Source organism: Candidatus Pelagibacter sp. HIMB1505, assembly GCF_052047915.1.
GTDB classification, from domain to species: Bacteria; Pseudomonadota; Alphaproteobacteria; order Pelagibacterales; family Pelagibacteraceae; genus Pelagibacter; species Pelagibacter communis_A.
The window spans coordinates 69,631-86,876 of the sequence record NZ_JBNAIR010000001.1; the positions used below are offsets into that span (position 1 = coordinate 69,631).

Consider the following 17,246-nt stretch of genomic DNA (forward strand, 5'->3'; position numbering starts at 1 on the left):
ATATATTAACTTGTAAATTTCTCCCTTATCGGGAGAGACTAATATTTTAGCACCGAAGGAGCAACCACCCCGGAAACTCTCAGGTAAACTGGACCGATAATGGCATAACACTCTGGAAAGTGAATAATTTTCCGCCGAAGGAGCAAAACTCTCAGGCAAAAATACAGATGGGGTAAAGTAAAAAGTAATAAGTGATATGCAAGAAAAATATATAAACGTAAACAATCTAAGAGTTTCAGAAAAACTTCTTAATTTTGTCAATGAAGAGTTGTTAAAAGATACTGAAGTTTCTCCTAATCGTTTTTGGGAAGGGTTTGATAAAGCAGTTCATGAACTTGCTCCGAGGAACAAAGAATTATTAGATATTAGAGATAGCCTACAAAAACAAATCGATGAATGGCATATCAAAAATAAGGGAAATGAAATTAATATAGATGAATATAAAAAATTTCTTTTAGAAATAGGTTATCTAAAAGAAGAAGGTCCAGACTTTAAAATCGAAACAAGTAATATTGATGAAGAAATTGCAAGCATAGCAGGACCGCAACTTGTAGTGCCAATAATGAATGCGCGATATGCGCTAAATGCTGCTAACGCTCGATGGATGAGTTTGTATGATAGTTTGTATGGAACTGATGCTATCGAGCCAATTGATAATTCAAAGAAAGATTATGATGCATCTAGAGGAGAACTAGTAATTAATTATGCAAAAGAATTTTTGGATAAATATTTTTCATTAGAAAACTTTAGCTGGAAGGAGGTTACAAGTTTTGATATTCAAGAAAAATCCTTAATTATTTACAATAATGAAAAAACAACAAAGTTAAAAGATCAAAATAAATTTATAGGACATAAAGGTGAAAGTAATAAACCTTCTTCAATTATTCTTAAAAATAATAATCTCCACATTGAAATATTAGTTGATCCAACTTCTTTAAGTGGCAAACAAGATCCAGCTGGGATTAGTGATTTAATTATAGAGTCTGCGCTGTCAACTATTTGTGATAACGAAGACAGTGTTGCAGCTGTAGATGCTGAAGATAAGGTTGCCTGTTATCAAAATTGGTTGGGACTGATGAAGGGAGACCTTGTAAATAAATTTGAAAAAAATGGAAAAACTATTGAGAGAAAACTAAATAAAGACAAAAGCTATATCTCAAAAGATGGCCTTGGACTTAAATTGCATGGTAGAAGTTTGTTGCTCGTCCGAAATGTTGGACATCTTATGACAAACTCTGCGATCCTATTAAAAGATGGTACAGAAATACCTGAAGGAATAATGGATGCATTCATTACAACAGCTGCAGCGCTTCATGATTTTAAACTAAAAGGGAATTCAAGAGCTGGTTCGGTTTATATTGTTAAACCGAAAATGCATGGACCAGATGAAACTGCTTTTACAGATTTGATTTTTGCTAAAGTTGAAGAAGTTTTAAATTTAAAAAAATATACTTGCAAAATAGGAATTATGGATGAGGAGAGAAGAACCTCAGCTAATCTTAAAGAGTGCATTAGAACTCTTAAAAATAGAGTATTTTTTATAAACACTGGATTTTTAGATAGAACTGGTGATGAGATGCACACTTCTATGGAAGCTGGTCCAATGATTAAAAAAGGTGATATGAAATCATCGAAGTGGATTAATGCCTATGAAAATAACAATGTTGATGTTGGTATAAAGTGTGGGTTTTCAGGAAAAGCTCAAATTGGAAAAGGTATGTGGGCTATGCCAGACAAAATGAAAGACATGTTAGAACAAAAAACAGGTCACTTAAAAGCTGGTGCTAATTGTGCGTGGGTACCATCTCCAACCGCAGCAGCTTTGCATGCATTACATTATCATGAAATAAATATTTTTGATAAACAGAAAGAAATTCAATCAAGAGATGCTGCTAAACTTAATGATCTTCTAACAATTCCTGTTGCTGATAGACCAAACTGGTCATTAGAAGAAATTAAATCAGAAGTTTCAAATTCTGCTCAAACTCTTCTAGGATATGTTGTAAGATGGATTGATCATGGAGTTGGATGCTCTAAAGTTCCAGACATTAATAATGTTGGACTAATGGAAGATAGAGCAACTTTAAGAATTTCATCTCAGCATATAGCAAATTGGGTACATCATGGGATTATTTCTAAAGAAAACGTGATTGAAATTATGAAAGAGATGGCAAAAGTAGTTGATAGGCAAAATGAAAATGATTCTGCTTATTCTAGAAGTGGTAGATCAAGTTATACTAAAATGTCTGATGACTTTGAAAATTCAATAGCTTTCTCAGCAGCTTGTGATTTAATTTTTAAAGGCAAAGAACAACCTTCTGGATATACAGAACCTTTATTGCATTTAAATAGAATTAAAATTAAATCTATTCAGAATTAGAATTTAAATTTGAACGATTTTTAAAAGCGGAGAACAAAGTACCATCATCTAAACTTTCTATTTCTCCTCCGACAGGTAAACCTTGTGCTAACTTTGTGATTTTTGCATTAGTTTTCTTTAAGCTATCCTGAATATAATAAGCTGTGGTCTGTCCTTCTACAGTTGCACTAGTTGCTAAAATAACTTCTTCAATTTTATCCTTAACCACTCTTTCAACTAAAGAATTTATCAAAAGATCTTCTTTTCTATGTCCTGCAGAAGCTAACGTGCCTCCAAGAATATGGAAGTATCCCTTATAAATGTTTGAATTCTCTATTGACCATTGATCTGCTATATCTTCTACAACACAAATTTTATTATATTTTTCCTTAACATTTTCACAATTTATACATCCCTCATTAACAGATTTTAAAGAACCACATGAGTTGCATCGTGTTACATTTTTATAAACTTGAGCTAATGTATTAGCCATTGGTTTTATAATTTCATCTCTATTATTGATGAGTTTTAATACAATTCGTTTTGCTGATTTAGGTCCAAGACCAGGTAATTTTGAAATTAATTTTACTAAATCTTCTATTTCAGAAATATTTTGCATCAACTATAATGGCCATTTAAAACCAGGAATACCTAAGCCACCAGTAGCTTTTGAAATTTCTTCTGTAGTTTTTGATTTTAGTTGAGATTTTGCGTTGTTATGTGCAGCAACTATTAAATCCTCAAGAATTGACTTATCTTCCTTCAAAATTTCATCAGATAATTCAATTTTTTGCATCTCACCTTCTCCATCTAATGTAACTTTAACAGAATTAGAGCCCGATACTCCTTCAACTCTAATACTTTTAATTTTTTCTTGGCTTTCCTTCATTTTTGCCTCTAATTCTTTAGCTTTATCCAGTATCTTTGAAAAATCTGTCATTTATCTTCATCCTTTCTAGTGGGCTTAACGTCAATTAATTCAGCATCTGGAAAATACTCCATTACCATCTTATGCAAATCTGTTTTTTTTGTACTTTCAATTAATTCTTTTTGTTTGTTTTTTTCTTTGTCTTTAATTGACATTTCTCCCTGATTTTTACTAAAACTAATAATCCACCTCTCATTAGTCCATTCTAATAATTTTGTTGATAAATTTTTTACAAAATCTTTGTCCAGATTATCATTAAAAGAAATTTCTATTCTACAATTTTCAAATTTTACTAGATTGACATTTTTTTCTAACTCATATTTGAGTTTCATTTCTTTTTTACTAGAACATAAATCTACTAATTCATTAAAAGACTGAATTTTAATATCATTCAGACTTTTTGAACTTATCTGTGGGTCTAATTTCATTTTCTTTTCTTGTGAAACATTTTTGATCTGATTGATGGTTTCTTTATTCATAATTTTAGATGCAATATTTGTTTCTATCTTTTCTTTTGAGTCATGCAGATCTTCAGTAGCAATCTTATCTTCATCTTTAGGCTTAAATCCTTTGATGTGAATTAACCTTAATAAAAACATCTCAATTGATAAATGTTGATTAGACACAATATCTAATTCACTAAGAGTTTGTATTGTGAACTGCCAAAATAAGATCAAAACTTCATTGTTAACATTATCTGATATTTCCTTAATTTGATTGAACTCTTCATCATTGAGAGAGAAGTTTGTACTTTCCAGTGTAAGAGAATTTATATTTTTAAAATAATATAAAATTTCTAAAAAATCATTAATGAATATTTTTGGTTCAACACCTTGATCATAGATATTTCTATAACTTTCAATAACTTTATTCTCATCACCTTTTAGGATTAAATTAAACATCTCTATCAATTGTGATTTATCAAAATATCCAAATATTTTTTGTGCTGCACTTAGATCTAATTCTTTCTCACCATCAAGACTTAAAAGGGCTCTATCAAGTAGTGATAACGCATCTCTAACTGATCCTTCAGAAATTTTTACAATGAGCTTTAATGCTTCATCGGTTGCATTACCTTTTTCTTTATCTTTAATCTTTTTTATAAAATCAAATAATTCTGATGATTTTATTCTAGATAAATCAAATCTTTGACATCTAGAGACTACCGTAATAGGTATTTTTTTTATTTCTGTTGTAGCAAATATAAATTTTAAATACTCTGGAGGTTCCTCTAGTGTTTTTAATAAGGCATTGAAAGCTTGCTTACTTAACATGTGCACTTCATCAATGATAAAAATTTTATACTTAGATGAAGTTGGTCCATATCTTGAAAATTCAATTAAGTCTCTAACATCATCTACGCCTGTTTTACTTGCAGCATCCATTTCAAGTACATCTATGTGTCTTGACTCTGCAATAGCCTCACAATTTTCACATAGACTCTCTTTACATAAATTTTCTATTCCATTTAAACAGTTTAGGGATTTTGCAACAATTCTTGCTGTTGTTGTTTTTCCTATACCTCTTATGCCTGTAAAAAGGTAAGCATTTGGTACTTTATTTGATTTAATAGAATTTATAATTGTTTCAGCAACAACTTCTTGTCCAATCAGATCATCAAATGTCTGTGGTCTGTATTTAAGGGCTAAAACTTTTGTATTTTTGTTCATTATTATATTTTAGGAGACTAGAACCTGAATAACTGTCTCTACGACTGCTTCCGTTAAGATCTGGTCGGATTCAAGCAGCATCCACCTCTAGCCTCCAAAACTATTATAGCAGTATTATTTTCTATTCTACAAGAAAAGATTATAATTTTTTATCTCTAATTGGATCAGCTTCAAATACACCTAGAACATGAAAATCTTGACAGTGAAGACCAAGCTCTTCAAGTGATTTTTGAACTTTTTTATCCTCAATGTGTCCATCAAGATCACACAAAAAAAAGAATGAGTCGAAAGAATTTTTTTCAGGATAACTTTGTAATTTAGTTAAGTTTACACCATTAATAGCAAAACCACCAAGAGACTGGTAAAGTGCTGCAGGTTTACTTTTTAATTTAAATAAAAAAGATGTGATATATTTTTTATCTGAAAACTCTGGTTGAGTAAGCTCTTTACCCATAACTAAAAATCTTGTTAAATTTCCTTTTTCATTTTCAATATTCTTTTTTATTATTTCTAATCCATAAGTTTCAGCACTCAAAGAAGAGGCTATTGCAGCTTCATCCTTTTTTTTATTTTTAGCAATCATTTCTGCAGATCCAGCTGTATCTGCTCTCACATGTTCATTTAAATTATTTTTTTTTATGAAATTTGAGCACTGTGATAATGCTTGAGCATGAGAAAATACATTTTTGATATCAGTTAATTTGGCACCTTTTTGACCTAAAAGATTATGTTCAATTTTTTGAAAATGTTCTGAATAAATATTTAAACGATATTTAAATATGAGGTATTCAATACCAATATTTCCAGTAATTCTATTCGACTCTGGGATAACAATTCTAGAATTTTTTTCATTGGAAGCATTCAAAAAACATTCATCAAAAGTCTTACATGGAATAATTTCTGCCTTCGCGTCAATTTCAAGTGATGCTAAGTGAGAATATGCTCCATATGTACCTTGGAAATAAATCTTGCTCATAATTCTTTATATTCCATAATTTTTTTTATAGCTAGATAATCTTCCATTGTATCTACCCCTATTGGAGATTTATTTGCAAGAGCAACATTAATGTTAATACTGTTATCCATGGCTCTTAATTGTTCTAATCTGTTTTCTAATTCATTTTTAGATTGTTTTAACATTACAAATTTTTTTAAAGTCTCCACCTCATAACAATAAATACCTATATGGTGAAATATTTGAGTTTGATTTTGCACATCAATATTTCTCATAAAGTTTTCTGCCAATGGAAATGAGTTTTTGTCAAAAGGTTGTTTAAGTTTAACTTTAACTACATTTTCATCCATATACATTTCTTTTTTTTCAATTTTTGCCGCTAGAGTTCCAATCCTTGAATTATTTTCTCGCATTTTAAGTTCTAAATTTTTAATATCTTCGATGTCAATGTTGGGTTCATCTCCCTGAATATTCATCACCAAATCAATTTCTTTCTTGTTTAATAAATTTAGTGCTTCAAATATTCTATCAGTTCCAGTTTTGTGATTTTTAGAGGTTAAAATTGCTCTTCCACCATTATTTTCTACATCATTTACAATTTCTTTATCCTCAGTTGCTACAACAACCTCGCCAATTTTAGCATTATTAGCTCTTTCATAAACGTGTGAAATGATCGATTTACCATTTATCTGTAACAAAGGTTTACCTGGCAATCTAGTTGCTGACATTCTTGAAGGTATAATCACTAATGTTTTCATAGATTTTTTATGATTATTTAGATTATAAAGAGGGGCAAAATTGTACAGTAAAATTTAAGGAATTATAAAATTTTAGTGTTATAGGTCTATTATAAATTTTTATCAAAATGGATTCTTTTGAAATTAATAAGATAGTTGCTGCTGTCCTTTTGGTTGCGTTACTCGTGATCGGAATTGGAAAGCTCTCTAATGTAATATTCTATGTAGAGAAACCTGAAAAACCAGGTTATGTGGTTGAAGTTCAACAAGCATCTACTTCGACAACAGCTGCTGCGACGGTAGAGGATAAAAAAGTTGATATAGCAGCACTAATGGCTTTAGGAGATGTTAATGCAGGAGAAAAAATATTTAAAAAATGTGCAGCATGCCACTCTATAAACCAAGGTGGTGCTAATAAAATTGGACCCGCATTATATAATGTTGTTGGAAGAAAAATTGGTGGTGTAGCAGATTACAAATATTCAAAAGCATTTGTTGAATATGGTAAAGAATGGAATTTTGAAGAGTTGAATGGTTTTTTAATTAAACCGAGCAAGTGGATTAAAGGCACTAAAATGGCTTACGCAGGATTAAGAAAAGAAGAAGATAGAGCTTCAATAATTAAATACCTAAATCAAAATTCAGATAGCCCTCTTCCTTTACCCTAATTTTCCAAAACAATATAATAAAATACTTTTTTGAACATGAGCTCTATTTAAAGCTTGAAGCCAAACTTTTGAATTTTTGCTTCTGAATACTGCATCGTCTACTTCTGATCCTCTTGGTAAACAATGTAAAAAAGTGCAATCTTTTTTTGCTAAACTCATTAATTCTTTACTTACTCTATAATTTTTAAAATCTTTGACTTTGTTTTTTTTGTTAACTTTATCATTAAGAGATATTACTTTATCTGAGAATATAACATCTGCATTTGATGCTGCTTTTTTGGCATCATTAAAAATATAAATTTTTCTCTTTTGATCTTTAACCCAATCTAGAACAAATTTTTTAGGTTCATATTTTTTTGGACATCCAATACTTAGTTTAAAAGAAAATTTAACAGAAGCTGCAATCAAACTATTTAAAACATTATTGGAGTCACCTATCCAGGCAATATTTAATTTTGAAATTGGTTTTTTTTTAATTTCCTCAACAGTAAAAATATCTGACAACACTTGTGTTGGATGTGATGAGGGAGATAATCCATTAATAACTGGAATTGATAAATATTTCTTAAAATTTTCAACTTTTTGATCACTGTCCGTTCTAAGCATAAAACCATCTCCATAAGTAGATAAAATTTTAGCTGTATCTTCTAAAGATTCTCCGCCCTCACCTAAATGTAATTCATTAGATCTCAATGTAATTGTGCCACCACCTAATTGTTTTATTGCCAGATAAAAGCTCAATCTTGTTCTAAGGCTTGATTTTTCAAACATTTGGATCAAAAGTTTGCCTTTTAAAGGTGCATCTTTATCAAGTTGAAGAGTGTTTAAATTAGATCTTTTTTGTTTTCTTTTTTTAGCATCAATTAATATTTTTCTAAGATCCTTAGCAGGAATATCTTTAAGATTTATAAAGTGTTTCATTTATTTAATAATTAGCACAAACTTTTTTGATTATTTTTATAGCTAAATCAAGCTCAGATTTTTTAACATTTAGAGGTGGTAAAATTCTCACAACATTTTCTGCGGCTCTTATAGTTAATAACTTATTATCCATTAATTTCTTGATGAAATAAGTTTGGTCTTTGTGAAGTTGTAAGCCAATCAAAAATCCTCTGCCTCTTACATCTTTAATTATATTTGGATACATTTTTTTAATCTTATTCAATTCAGTAAAAAAATATTTAGAATTTTTCTTAACATTATGTAAAAAACTTTTTTTCGAAATAATATCAAAGACAATATTTCCTATTTGCATTGCAAGTGGATTTCCTCCAAAAGTTGAGCCATGCGTTCCAGCAATCATTCCTGCTGCAACTTTTTTATTCATTAAAACTGCACCAATAGGAAAACCTCCTCCTATACCTTTTGCAATTGGAACTATATCAGGCTTAACTTTTGATTTTTCAAAAGCAAAAAAATCTCCAGATCTGCCAATTCCACATTGAACTTCATCAAGGATTAGTAAGACATTTTTTTTATCACAAATCTTTCTAAGACCTTTTAGACACCAATCTGGAATAACTTTGATGCCACCCTCGCCCATTATTGTTTCAACCATAACTGCTGCTGTATTTTTAGTTATTAATTTTCTTAAAGATTTGTGGTCACCAAAATTAAAATGATCAAAACCATTAACTTTTGGCCCAAAACCCTCTGTCATCTTTTTTGAGCCGCTAGCATAAATTGCAGCTATTGTTCTTCCATGAAAAGAATTTTTTATGCACAAAATTCTATTCTTGTTAGGCTTTCCAATTGAATAAAAATATCGTCTTGCAACTTTTATTGCAGCTTCAGTAGCTTCTGCACCACTATTTTGAAACATTACAAAATCAGCAAATGTTTTTTTTACTATTTTTTTTGCTAATTTTTCTCCCTCTGGGATAATAAATGCATTCGATACATGCCAAACTTTTTTAGATTGATTATTTAAAGCTGTTATTAATCTTGGATGAGCATGGCCTAAAGAATTTACTGCAATGCCTTGCACAAAATCCAAATACTTTTGACCATTAACTGAAATTAGGTAACTTCCTTTTCCTTTGCTAAAAGCAATTTTTTTTCGATTATAATTTTTTGCAAGAAAGCTCATTATTTAAATTAGGTAATACTAAATCGTTAAAAATTAAATCAAATAAATTCAATTTTTGATTGTAATTATTAATTAAGAACTAATTAAAGTTGTTAATAACTAACAAATAATCGTTGTTAAACTGGTTTTTATAACACTATATTGTGTTTTTTTACAAAACTAATACACTATATAGGTAATTATGAGCTGGACAGAAGAGAAAGTTTCAAAATTAAAAGAATTATGGGGCAAAGGTAATACTGCAAGTCAAATCGCTGAGATTATCGGTGGTATAAGTAGAAATGCTGTAATAGGTAAGGCTCATAGACTTAACTTGTCGGCAAAAATAAAAACCCGAACAGCTACATCAAACAAAAATTTTAATGATAATTTAGAAGCTAATAATGCTCCATCAAAAAGAGGGCGAAAAAGTAAATTTAAATCATTAATAATTGAAAAAGATTTTGAACCAGAAAATCCTAAGCAACTAGAGGAATTAGATGAAAGCTCATGCAAATGGCCAATTGGACATCCTGATGAAAAAAACTTTTATTTTTGTGGAAGATCATCTTTAAAAGATTTTTCTTATTGTAAACTTCATTTACTTTATGCTTATCAACCTAAGGGTAAAAAAGAAGATGTTTCTGATAAAGAAGAGGTGCCAGAATTTATAGAAAAGAAAATTCAGTCAGCTTAAATAAAATTAAATATTTTCTTTAATTGAATATTTTTCTGTAGAAAATTGTCCACCTTCTTTCCACATATAAGCATATTTCTTAACTTCTTCATTGAAATATTTTATACTTGGTACACCAATATCTGAGTTGCTTTTATATCTCCCTGATAAAACATTATCATATTTAAGTAATTTCAATTGATCTTCTGTTAAAATTGGATTTGGCAACAATTGAAATATCTTAGCCGTCATTGTGGCAAGTGGTAATGGCAAAGGTATTAATAATCTTCTTTTATTAATTAAAACTAGAAGTCTTTCAATTATTTCTCTAAAATTAATCACTTCAGGTCCAACACATTCAATTATTTTTGAATTTACATTTTTTGTAATAATTTCATAAATTACATCTGTTAAATCTGAGCAATGAATTGGTGTAAATTTTGTTTTACCAGAATAATATAAAGGAAATACTGGAAGTCGGTTTAATAGTGTCATAAAATTAGTCGTAAAATTATCATCAACAGAATAAACAATTGAAGGTCTTAAAATAGTTGAAAGTGGAAAATTATTTATAACATTTTTTTCACCTTCTAATTTACTTTTTGCATAATTGCTGTCTGTTGCTTCATTAATTCCAAGAGCAGAAAGGTGTATAAAATTTTTTAATTTATATTCTTTTGCTAATTTGGATAGCAACGATGGAAAAAGAGTGTGTATATTGTAAAAAGTACTTCCTTTTTTTTGCTCAAATAAAATGCCTATTAAGTTTATACAAATATCTGACTTTGAAAATAAATCTCTTATTTTTTTTTCATTATAAATATCAGATTCAACAATATCAATATAACCTGCATTTCCCTGAGTTTTAATGATATAGCTTTTTTGATGGATGTTTCTTGTTACTACAGTTACTCTAATATTGTTTTTTGTAAGTTTTCGAATTAGGTGTCTTCCTATTTGACCACTACCGCCAAAAATTAGACAATTTTTAGGTTTCATATATATATAATCAGATATGAATATTGATATTAAGCTTCACAAGAATGATTTACCAGATGATATAAAATTAGGCAATGTAATTGCTGTTGATGGAGAATTCATGGGATTAAACGTAAGAAGAGATCCATTATGCCTAATCCAAATTTCCTCTGGAAACTCTGACGCTCACATAATTCAACTAGATCGATCAAAATATAGTGCTCCAAACCTAGTAGAAGTATTAGCAGACACTAAAATTACAAAAATTTTTCATTATGGAAGGGCTGATATTGCTCACATTAAGTATTATTTAAAAACTGAAACTAATAATATTTTAGATACAAAAATTGCATCTAAACTAGCTCGGTCTTATTCAGATAGTCATTCTCTAAAAACATTAATTAAAGAATTTATCAACATCGATATAAGTAAACAATTTCAAAGCTCAGATTTTGGGGGTGAGTTAACATCTGCACAACTAAAATACTGTGCAAATGATGTAATCTATCTTCATAAAATTCACGAAGAACTTATTAAAATTCTCAAAAGAGAAAACAGGATCGAACTTTATAGAAATTGTTTAAAATTTTTAAAAACAAGAGTTGATCTTGATTTAGCCTTATTTAAAGATGATATCTGGTCCCATTGAATAATTATGAGTGAAGAAATAATCAATAATGGAAAAGAAGTTATAGATCTTCAAATCAAGGCTTTAAGAAAATTAAAAAGCTCATTGGATAAACCCTTTAAAGATACAGTAAAAGTAATCTCCAAATGTAAATCTAAAATAATAATATGTGGTGTAGGAAAGAGTGGAAAAATTGCGTCAAAGATTGCAGCAACACTGTCATCTGTTGGAACTCCTTCTTTTTCAATTTCTGCAAGTGAATGTTCTCATGGCGATTTGGGAAAGATCTCTAAACAAGATATTCTTTTATTGATTAGTAATTCTGGAAAAACGGAAGAATTAAAAAATATAATTAAGTATGCAAAAATCAATAAAATTTTTTTAATAAGCATTGTATCAAATGCTAAATCATTTTTATACAAATCATCAAATATAAAATTGCTAATACCTAGTGTAAAAGAGGCTGGACATGGAATAGTTCCAACTTCAAGCACAACAACTCAATTAGCTTTAGGTGACGCATTGTGTATAGCGATAATGAAAAAAAGGAAGTTCAGCAAACTAGATTTCAAAAAATTTCATCCAGCAGGAAATTTGGGAAATAAACTTAAAACTGCTTCAGATATAATGCTTATAAAAAATAAAATACCTTTTGTACACGAAAATACAAAAATGAAAGTTGCTTTAGATATTCTTAATAAAAAAAGTTTAGGTTTTTTAGTAGTGGTTAACAATCAAAAATTAAATGTGGGTGTATTTACAGATGGAGATCTTAAGAGATTACTTCAAAAAAAAAAAATGATAAACAACCTTGAAATCAAAAATTTTATGACAAAAAACCCTTACAGTGTTGAAGAAAATACACTAGCATCAGAAATTTTGTTACAAATGAACAAAAAGAAAATAACTAATGTATGTGTATACAACAAAGAGAATATTAAAAAAGTTACAGGTGTAATTCATATTCACAATTTATTAAAAATTTTAAAAGATAATTGATGAAAAAAATTATACAGCTATTCATTTTTTTTTTTTTGCTATCAACCATATACATTTTTTATGAAACATATTTTGTAACTGACAATAAAATTAAAGCAGATTTAAATGAAAATAACGAACAAAATTTAGATTCTAGCATTAATAACTTAATTAAAGATCTAAAATATGAAATTAATATCGATAGCAATAATAAATATAGCATATCCTCTAATGAAAGTGAAATTAGGTTAATTGAAGATGAAGAATTAGTGAAAATGAATCAAGTCGTTGCTATTTTTGAAAATAACGAAAATGCTGCTGTTAAAATTACTTCTAATAAGGCAAATTATAATATTAATACACACAGAACTTATTTTTTTGATGATGTTAAAATTGAATATTTAGATAATACAATCTATTCAGAAAAAATAGACCTAGATATAAAAAATTTCAGAGCTCATATTTTAGATCAAGTAAAATATACAAGTGATTTGGGAGTATTAAATACGGATAACATCATGTTGAATTTAATAACAAAAAAAATTGATATTTATATGAATGATATTACTGATAAAGTTACTATTCTTACAGATTAATTATGTCAAATATTAAAAAATTTAGAATTAAATATTTTAAGAATGAAGATGTAATATTAAATTTTAAGAATGTTTCATTGAGATACGATAAAAAAATAATTCTAGATAATTTTAATCTCAAATTAAATAATGGTCAAATATTAGGCCTTCTAGGACCCAATGGTGTTGGTAAAACTACAATTTTTAACTTAATTACTGGACTTATTAAACCACAGTTTGGATCAATATCAATTAACAATACAGTAGTGAACGATATCCCAATTTATTTAAGAACATTAAAATTTAGAGTTGGTTTTGTGCCACAGTATGGTGGATTTTTTGGTAATATGACTTTAATTGAAAATCTTAAAGCTATAGCTGAAATTGCAATCAGAAATAGGAAACTTAGAGATGAGAAAATAAATTTTCTTATGTCTAAGTTTGAGTTAGACTCTATAAGAGATATCAAATCACATCTATTATCAGGTGGTCAAAAAAAAAGGTTGGTAATCGCACTTTCATTGATTTCAAACCCAAAAATACTGCTACTAGACGAACCTTTTGCTGCTCTTGATGTATTAACTATCAAAATGTTACAGGAAATAATTGTGGACCTGCAAACAAATCATAAAATTTCAGTAATCCTATGTGATCACCAAGCAAGAGATTTATTAGCATGTGTTGATAATGCTGTAATTATCAATAATGGAAAAGTTATCGCAGAAGGAACACCTACTAATCTTATAAATAATATAGAAGCAAGAAATACTTATTTTGGTGAGTCATTTAAGTTTAATTAACTCAAAATAAATATGAATAACTCAATATTAATTAACAAAATTATCAAACCTTTTAACAAAACTATTAAAATTGAGGGGGATAAAAGTATATCTATAAGGTGGGCTCTGCTTGCTTCTCAAGCAGAAGGTAAATCTACAAGTACTAATCTATTAAAATCTGAGGACATTATTAGCACTTTGGAATGTTTAAAAAAACTTGGTGTTAATTCGATTATAAGGAAGAATAAATGTGAAATTAATGGTGTTGGTCTTAATGGGTTCAATTATAAAAAAAATATTATCTTAAATGCAGGAAACTCTGGAACATTAGCAAGATTAATTTTAGGCCTTTTGATACATGCCAAGGAAAAAATAAAAATAATAGGTGATAAAAGTTTGTCAAAAAGAGATTTTTTAAGAGTAACAAAACCACTTGAAAAATTTGGTGCAAAATTTAAAACTAACAATGGTAAGCTTCCAATAACTATCTTTGGAACCAAAACTCCAAAACCCATTAATTATTCAGAAAATAAAGGATCGGCTCAGTGTAAAAGCTCAGTAATGTTAGCATCTTTAAATACAAATGGTGAAACAAAAATTAAAGCAAGAAAATCAAGAGATCATAGCGAGCTTCTTTTTAAATATCTCAGTATTCCAATTAAAATTTCTAAAAATAAAAAATTTGATTACATAAAAGTTAGTGGAAAAAAGAAAATAAAACCTTTTAATTATAGAATTCCCTCTGATATTAGTTCTAGTGCATTTTTTATTGTTCTGACAATATTATCAAAAAATTCAAAACTAGTTATTAAATCAGTAAATGTTAATCCATCAAGAACAGGAATAATAAAAATATTAAAATTAATGGGTGCTGATATCAGATTCAAAAATATAAGTAATTATAATGGAGAAAAAATTGCAGATATTCATGTAAAAGAAAATAAATATCTTAAGGCTATAAATTGTCCTCCAAACTTAAATACATCTGCAATTGACGAATTTCTAATAATTTTTTTAGTTGCTGCAAAAGCCAAAGGAATATCAACTTTTAAAAAACTATCTGAGCTTAATCAAAAAGAAAGTCCAAGACTTGAATGGGGTTCTAAAATTTTAAATTTAATGGGAATTAAAACTATAACAACTAAAGACTCTATTAAAATTTATGGCAATCCAAATTTGAAAATTGATAAAGAAATTATAATTAAAAATTACTTAAAAGATCACAGAGTTTTTATGACAAGTGTAATAGCATCACTTGTATTTGGTGGTAAATGGACCATTCATGATCGGGATTCTATAAAAACTTCTTTTCCATCATTTTTGAAAATAATTAAGGATATTAAAAAATAGGCTATAATATCAAGGCTAACAAAGAAAATTTAACTAAATAAACCCCAATATATCGCCAATATCTACTCTAACTCTAGTTTAAACAAACTATTTGCTATTGATTTAAATGATAATTTTATCTAAAAGATCGTGTTTTTAAAAAATAGATAAAGAATTTAACTAATTAATGGAAATATACAAAGAACTATCAAGTCCTGCCTCTCAAGAGTTTGAAAAACTACTAAACAGTCAATTATCCAAAGTAAGCATCGAAGAAGGAAAAATAATCGATGGAAAAATAAATAAAATCACAGAAAAATTTGTATTTCTTTTTGTTGAAGGACTGAAAAGTGAACCTGTACTGGATATAAATGAACTTAAGAGTATGGGTCTTGCAGATAGGATTAAAGTTGGAGAAACAATTCCAGTCTTGTTAGAAAAAATTGAAGATAAAAATGGTGAAGTTTTAGTATCAGCAAGTAAAGCCCAGAAAATAAAGGGCTGGGATAAGTTGGTTGAAGCTTATGAAAAAAATGAACCGATTATGGGAAAAATTACATCTAAATGTAAAGGTGGATGTATAGTTGAGCATATCGATACAGGCTCCTTAATGTTTTTACCTGGCTCACAAATAAGTGATAAACCTCTGAAAGATATTAGTCATCTAATGAATGAGCCTCAGAAATTTGCTTTAATAAAATTAGATAAAGTTAGAGGAAACGCATGTGTATCTAGAAGAGAAATCATTTCTTCGTTTAAAAAAGAAGACAAAGCAAAAATTATTGAAAAATATAATGTTGGAGACATTATCAAAGGAGCAGAAGTTAAAGGTTATAGTTCATTTGGATGCTTCTTTAATGTTAACGGAGAACTTGATGTTTTAGTACATTTACAAGAAATTTCATATTCAAGAGTTAATCATCCTGATGAAGTTTTTAATATTGGAGAAAAACACGATCTAAAAGTTATATCTGTTGATAAAGAAAAACTACAAGTTGGTTGTTCTGTTAAACAACTTTCTCCAGATCCTTTTGAGCATATAGAAAACTATGAATTAAAAAAGATTTATAAAGTTAAAGTAGTGAAGATCATGGACTTTGGTGCATTCTGTGAACTTGAGCCAGGTTTAACAACATTACTTCACTCAAGTGAACTAAGTTGGACCAAAAAAAATATTTCAGCAAAAAAAATGTTCAAAGTTGGAGATGAGATTGATTGTGTGATTACAGAGATTGATAAAGATAAAAGAAGAGTAGCAATATCCCATAGATTAACTCAAGATAACCCATTTGAAACTTTTGAAAAAAAATTCCCTGTCGGAACAATTATCGAAGGTGAAGTAGTAAATAAAAATGAGTACTCTTTATTTGTTAAAGTAGAGGATTTAGATGTAGATGCTTTTTTACATTGTAATGATCTAACATACCTAAATAATGGCGAAGAAGAGTTAGCTAAATATAAAAAAGGTGACAAGTTAAAAGTTAAAGTTCTAGAAATTAAAGCCTCTGAACAAAAAATTAGAGTAGGTTTAAGACAAACTCAACCAGATCCGTTTGACTGGTTTAATGATAAAAAAGTTAATCAAACAATCACTGTTAAAATCATATCTACAGACAATAAAGGTTTAATTGTTAGACCTGAAGGTTGTGAAATGGATTTTCAAATTAAAAAAAATCAAATTGCAATTAATGCTGCAGATGCAAGACCTTCAAGATTTACAGGTGGTGAAAGAATAGATTGTGCAATTTCTGAACTAGATTTAAACAAAAGAAAAGTAACTTTAAGTATTAAACTTCTTGAAGAAATTGAGAAAAAAGAAGCGTTGGAAAAATATGGTTCAGAAGGATCTGGAAAGAACCTTCCTTTTTCATCTTTATCAGAGGATCTAAAGAAAAAAGACGAGGACAAAGAGTAAGAT

17 protein-coding genes and 1 riboswitch are annotated in these 17,246 nt (G+C 28.6%); of the genes, 9 read left to right on the forward strand and 8 right to left on the reverse strand.

The genetic code is table 11. From position 1 onward, the window contains the following. The first annotated feature begins 19 nt into the window (after positions 1-19). Positions 20-106: riboswitch (glycine riboswitch) on the forward strand. A gap of 90 nt (positions 107-196) precedes the next feature. Then, on the forward strand, positions 197-2,380 hold the full coding sequence (locus tag ACTTAU_RS00330; protein WP_438304490.1) for a malate synthase G: 2,184 nt from the start codon (positions 197-199) through the stop codon (positions 2,378-2,380). Here ACTTAU_RS00330 and recR read toward each other — a convergent pair. From recR to kdsB, 5 genes are all read right to left on the reverse strand, one after another. Next, positions 2,367-2,978 (reverse strand): recombination mediator RecR, encoded by a 612-nt coding sequence (recR, locus tag ACTTAU_RS00335; RefSeq protein WP_438304491.1) that lies wholly within the window; start codon positions 2,976-2,978, stop codon positions 2,367-2,369. The two genes, ACTTAU_RS00330 and recR, sit on opposite strands and share 14 nt — an antisense overlap. A 3-nt stretch (positions 2,979-2,981) precedes the next feature. Then, a complete protein-coding gene (locus ACTTAU_RS00340) occupies positions 2,982-3,299 on the reverse strand; it encodes a YbaB/EbfC family nucleoid-associated protein (protein ID WP_438304493.1) in 318 nt (105 codons plus the stop codon). Continuing rightward, the gene (gene dnaX, locus ACTTAU_RS00345; protein ID WP_438304495.1) at positions 3,296-4,957 is read right to left on the reverse strand and encodes a DNA polymerase III subunit gamma/tau; all 1,662 of its coding nucleotides are present in this window, start codon (positions 4,955-4,957) and stop codon (positions 3,296-3,298) included. Before dnaX ends, ACTTAU_RS00340 begins: the two co-directional genes overlap by 4 nt. A 139-nt stretch (positions 4,958-5,096) precedes the next feature. After that, positions 5,097-5,933 (reverse strand): prephenate dehydratase domain-containing protein, encoded by an 837-nt coding sequence (locus tag ACTTAU_RS00350; protein ID WP_438304497.1) that lies wholly within the window; start codon positions 5,931-5,933, stop codon positions 5,097-5,099. Continuing rightward, positions 5,930-6,670: a 3-deoxy-manno-octulosonate cytidylyltransferase gene (gene kdsB / locus ACTTAU_RS00355; protein ID WP_438304498.1), complete on the reverse strand. Its 741-nt coding sequence runs from the start codon at positions 6,668-6,670 to the stop codon at positions 5,930-5,932. The genes ACTTAU_RS00350 and kdsB overlap by 4 nt, the downstream gene beginning before the upstream one ends. A 107-nt stretch (positions 6,671-6,777) precedes the next feature. Between kdsB and ACTTAU_RS00360 the strand changes: the two genes are divergently transcribed. Continuing rightward, positions 6,778-7,317 (forward strand): c-type cytochrome, encoded by a 540-nt coding sequence (locus tag ACTTAU_RS00360; RefSeq protein WP_438304500.1) that lies wholly within the window; start codon positions 6,778-6,780, stop codon positions 7,315-7,317. Here the strand turns inward: ACTTAU_RS00360 and ACTTAU_RS00365 are convergent. Both ACTTAU_RS00365 and ACTTAU_RS00370 read right to left on the reverse strand, forming a co-directional pair. Then, positions 7,309-8,238 (reverse strand): ornithine carbamoyltransferase, encoded by a 930-nt coding sequence (locus ACTTAU_RS00365; RefSeq protein WP_438304501.1) that lies wholly within the window; start codon positions 8,236-8,238, stop codon positions 7,309-7,311. The genes ACTTAU_RS00360 and ACTTAU_RS00365 overlap by 9 nt on opposite strands. Positions 8,239-8,242: 4 nt before the next feature. Then, positions 8,243-9,406 carry an aspartate aminotransferase family protein gene (locus tag ACTTAU_RS00370; protein ID WP_438304504.1) on the reverse strand — a complete coding sequence of 388 codons (1,164 nt, stop codon included), beginning with the start codon at positions 9,404-9,406 and terminating at the stop codon, positions 8,243-8,245. Between the two features lie 181 nt (positions 9,407-9,587). On the opposite strand from ACTTAU_RS00370, the gene ACTTAU_RS00375 reads away from it, so the two are divergent. Further along, positions 9,588-10,082 (forward strand): GcrA family cell cycle regulator, encoded by a 495-nt coding sequence (locus tag ACTTAU_RS00375; RefSeq protein WP_438304505.1) that lies wholly within the window; start codon positions 9,588-9,590, stop codon positions 10,080-10,082. A 6-nt stretch (positions 10,083-10,088) separates the two neighbouring features. Here the strand turns inward: ACTTAU_RS00375 and ACTTAU_RS00380 are convergent, their stop codons facing one another. Next, on the reverse strand, positions 10,089-11,060 hold the full coding sequence (locus tag ACTTAU_RS00380; RefSeq protein WP_438304507.1) for a complex I NDUFA9 subunit family protein: 972 nt from the start codon (positions 11,058-11,060) through the stop codon (positions 10,089-10,091). A 16-nt stretch (positions 11,061-11,076) separates the two neighbouring features. Here ACTTAU_RS00380 and ACTTAU_RS00385 point away from each other — a divergent pair, with 16 nt between their 5' ends. The 6 genes from ACTTAU_RS00385 to ACTTAU_RS00410 all read left to right on the forward strand — a co-directional run bounded on the left by ACTTAU_RS00385 (position 11,077) and on the right by ACTTAU_RS00410 (position 17,243). Beyond that, positions 11,077-11,688 carry a ribonuclease D gene (locus ACTTAU_RS00385; RefSeq protein ID WP_438304508.1) on the forward strand — a complete coding sequence of 204 codons (612 nt, stop codon included), beginning with the start codon at positions 11,077-11,079 and terminating at the stop codon, positions 11,686-11,688. Between the two features lie 6 nt (positions 11,689-11,694). Then, complete coding sequence (locus tag ACTTAU_RS00390) at positions 11,695-12,666, forward strand: KpsF/GutQ family sugar-phosphate isomerase (RefSeq protein ID WP_438304509.1); 972 nt, start codon at positions 11,695-11,697, stop codon at positions 12,664-12,666. After that, the gene (gene lptC, locus ACTTAU_RS00395) at positions 12,666-13,241 is read left to right on the forward strand and encodes an LPS export ABC transporter periplasmic protein LptC (RefSeq protein WP_438304510.1); all 576 of its coding nucleotides are present in this window, start codon (positions 12,666-12,668) and stop codon (positions 13,239-13,241) included. The genes ACTTAU_RS00390 and lptC overlap by 1 nt, the downstream gene beginning before the upstream one ends. 2 nt (positions 13,242-13,243) lie before the next feature. Next, positions 13,244-14,020 carry an ATP-binding cassette domain-containing protein gene (locus tag ACTTAU_RS00400; protein ID WP_438304511.1) on the forward strand — a complete coding sequence of 259 codons (777 nt, stop codon included), beginning with the start codon at positions 13,244-13,246 and terminating at the stop codon, positions 14,018-14,020. Positions 14,021-14,032: 12 nt separating this feature from the next. Then, positions 14,033-15,349: a 3-phosphoshikimate 1-carboxyvinyltransferase gene (aroA, locus tag ACTTAU_RS00405; protein WP_438304513.1), complete on the forward strand. Its 1,317-nt coding sequence runs from the start codon at positions 14,033-14,035 to the stop codon at positions 15,347-15,349. A 166-nt stretch (positions 15,350-15,515) separates the two neighbouring features. Next, the gene (locus ACTTAU_RS00410; protein ID WP_438304515.1) at positions 15,516-17,243 is read left to right on the forward strand and encodes a S1 RNA-binding domain-containing protein; all 1,728 of its coding nucleotides are present in this window, start codon (positions 15,516-15,518) and stop codon (positions 17,241-17,243) included. Positions 17,244-17,246: the final 3 nt, after the last annotated feature.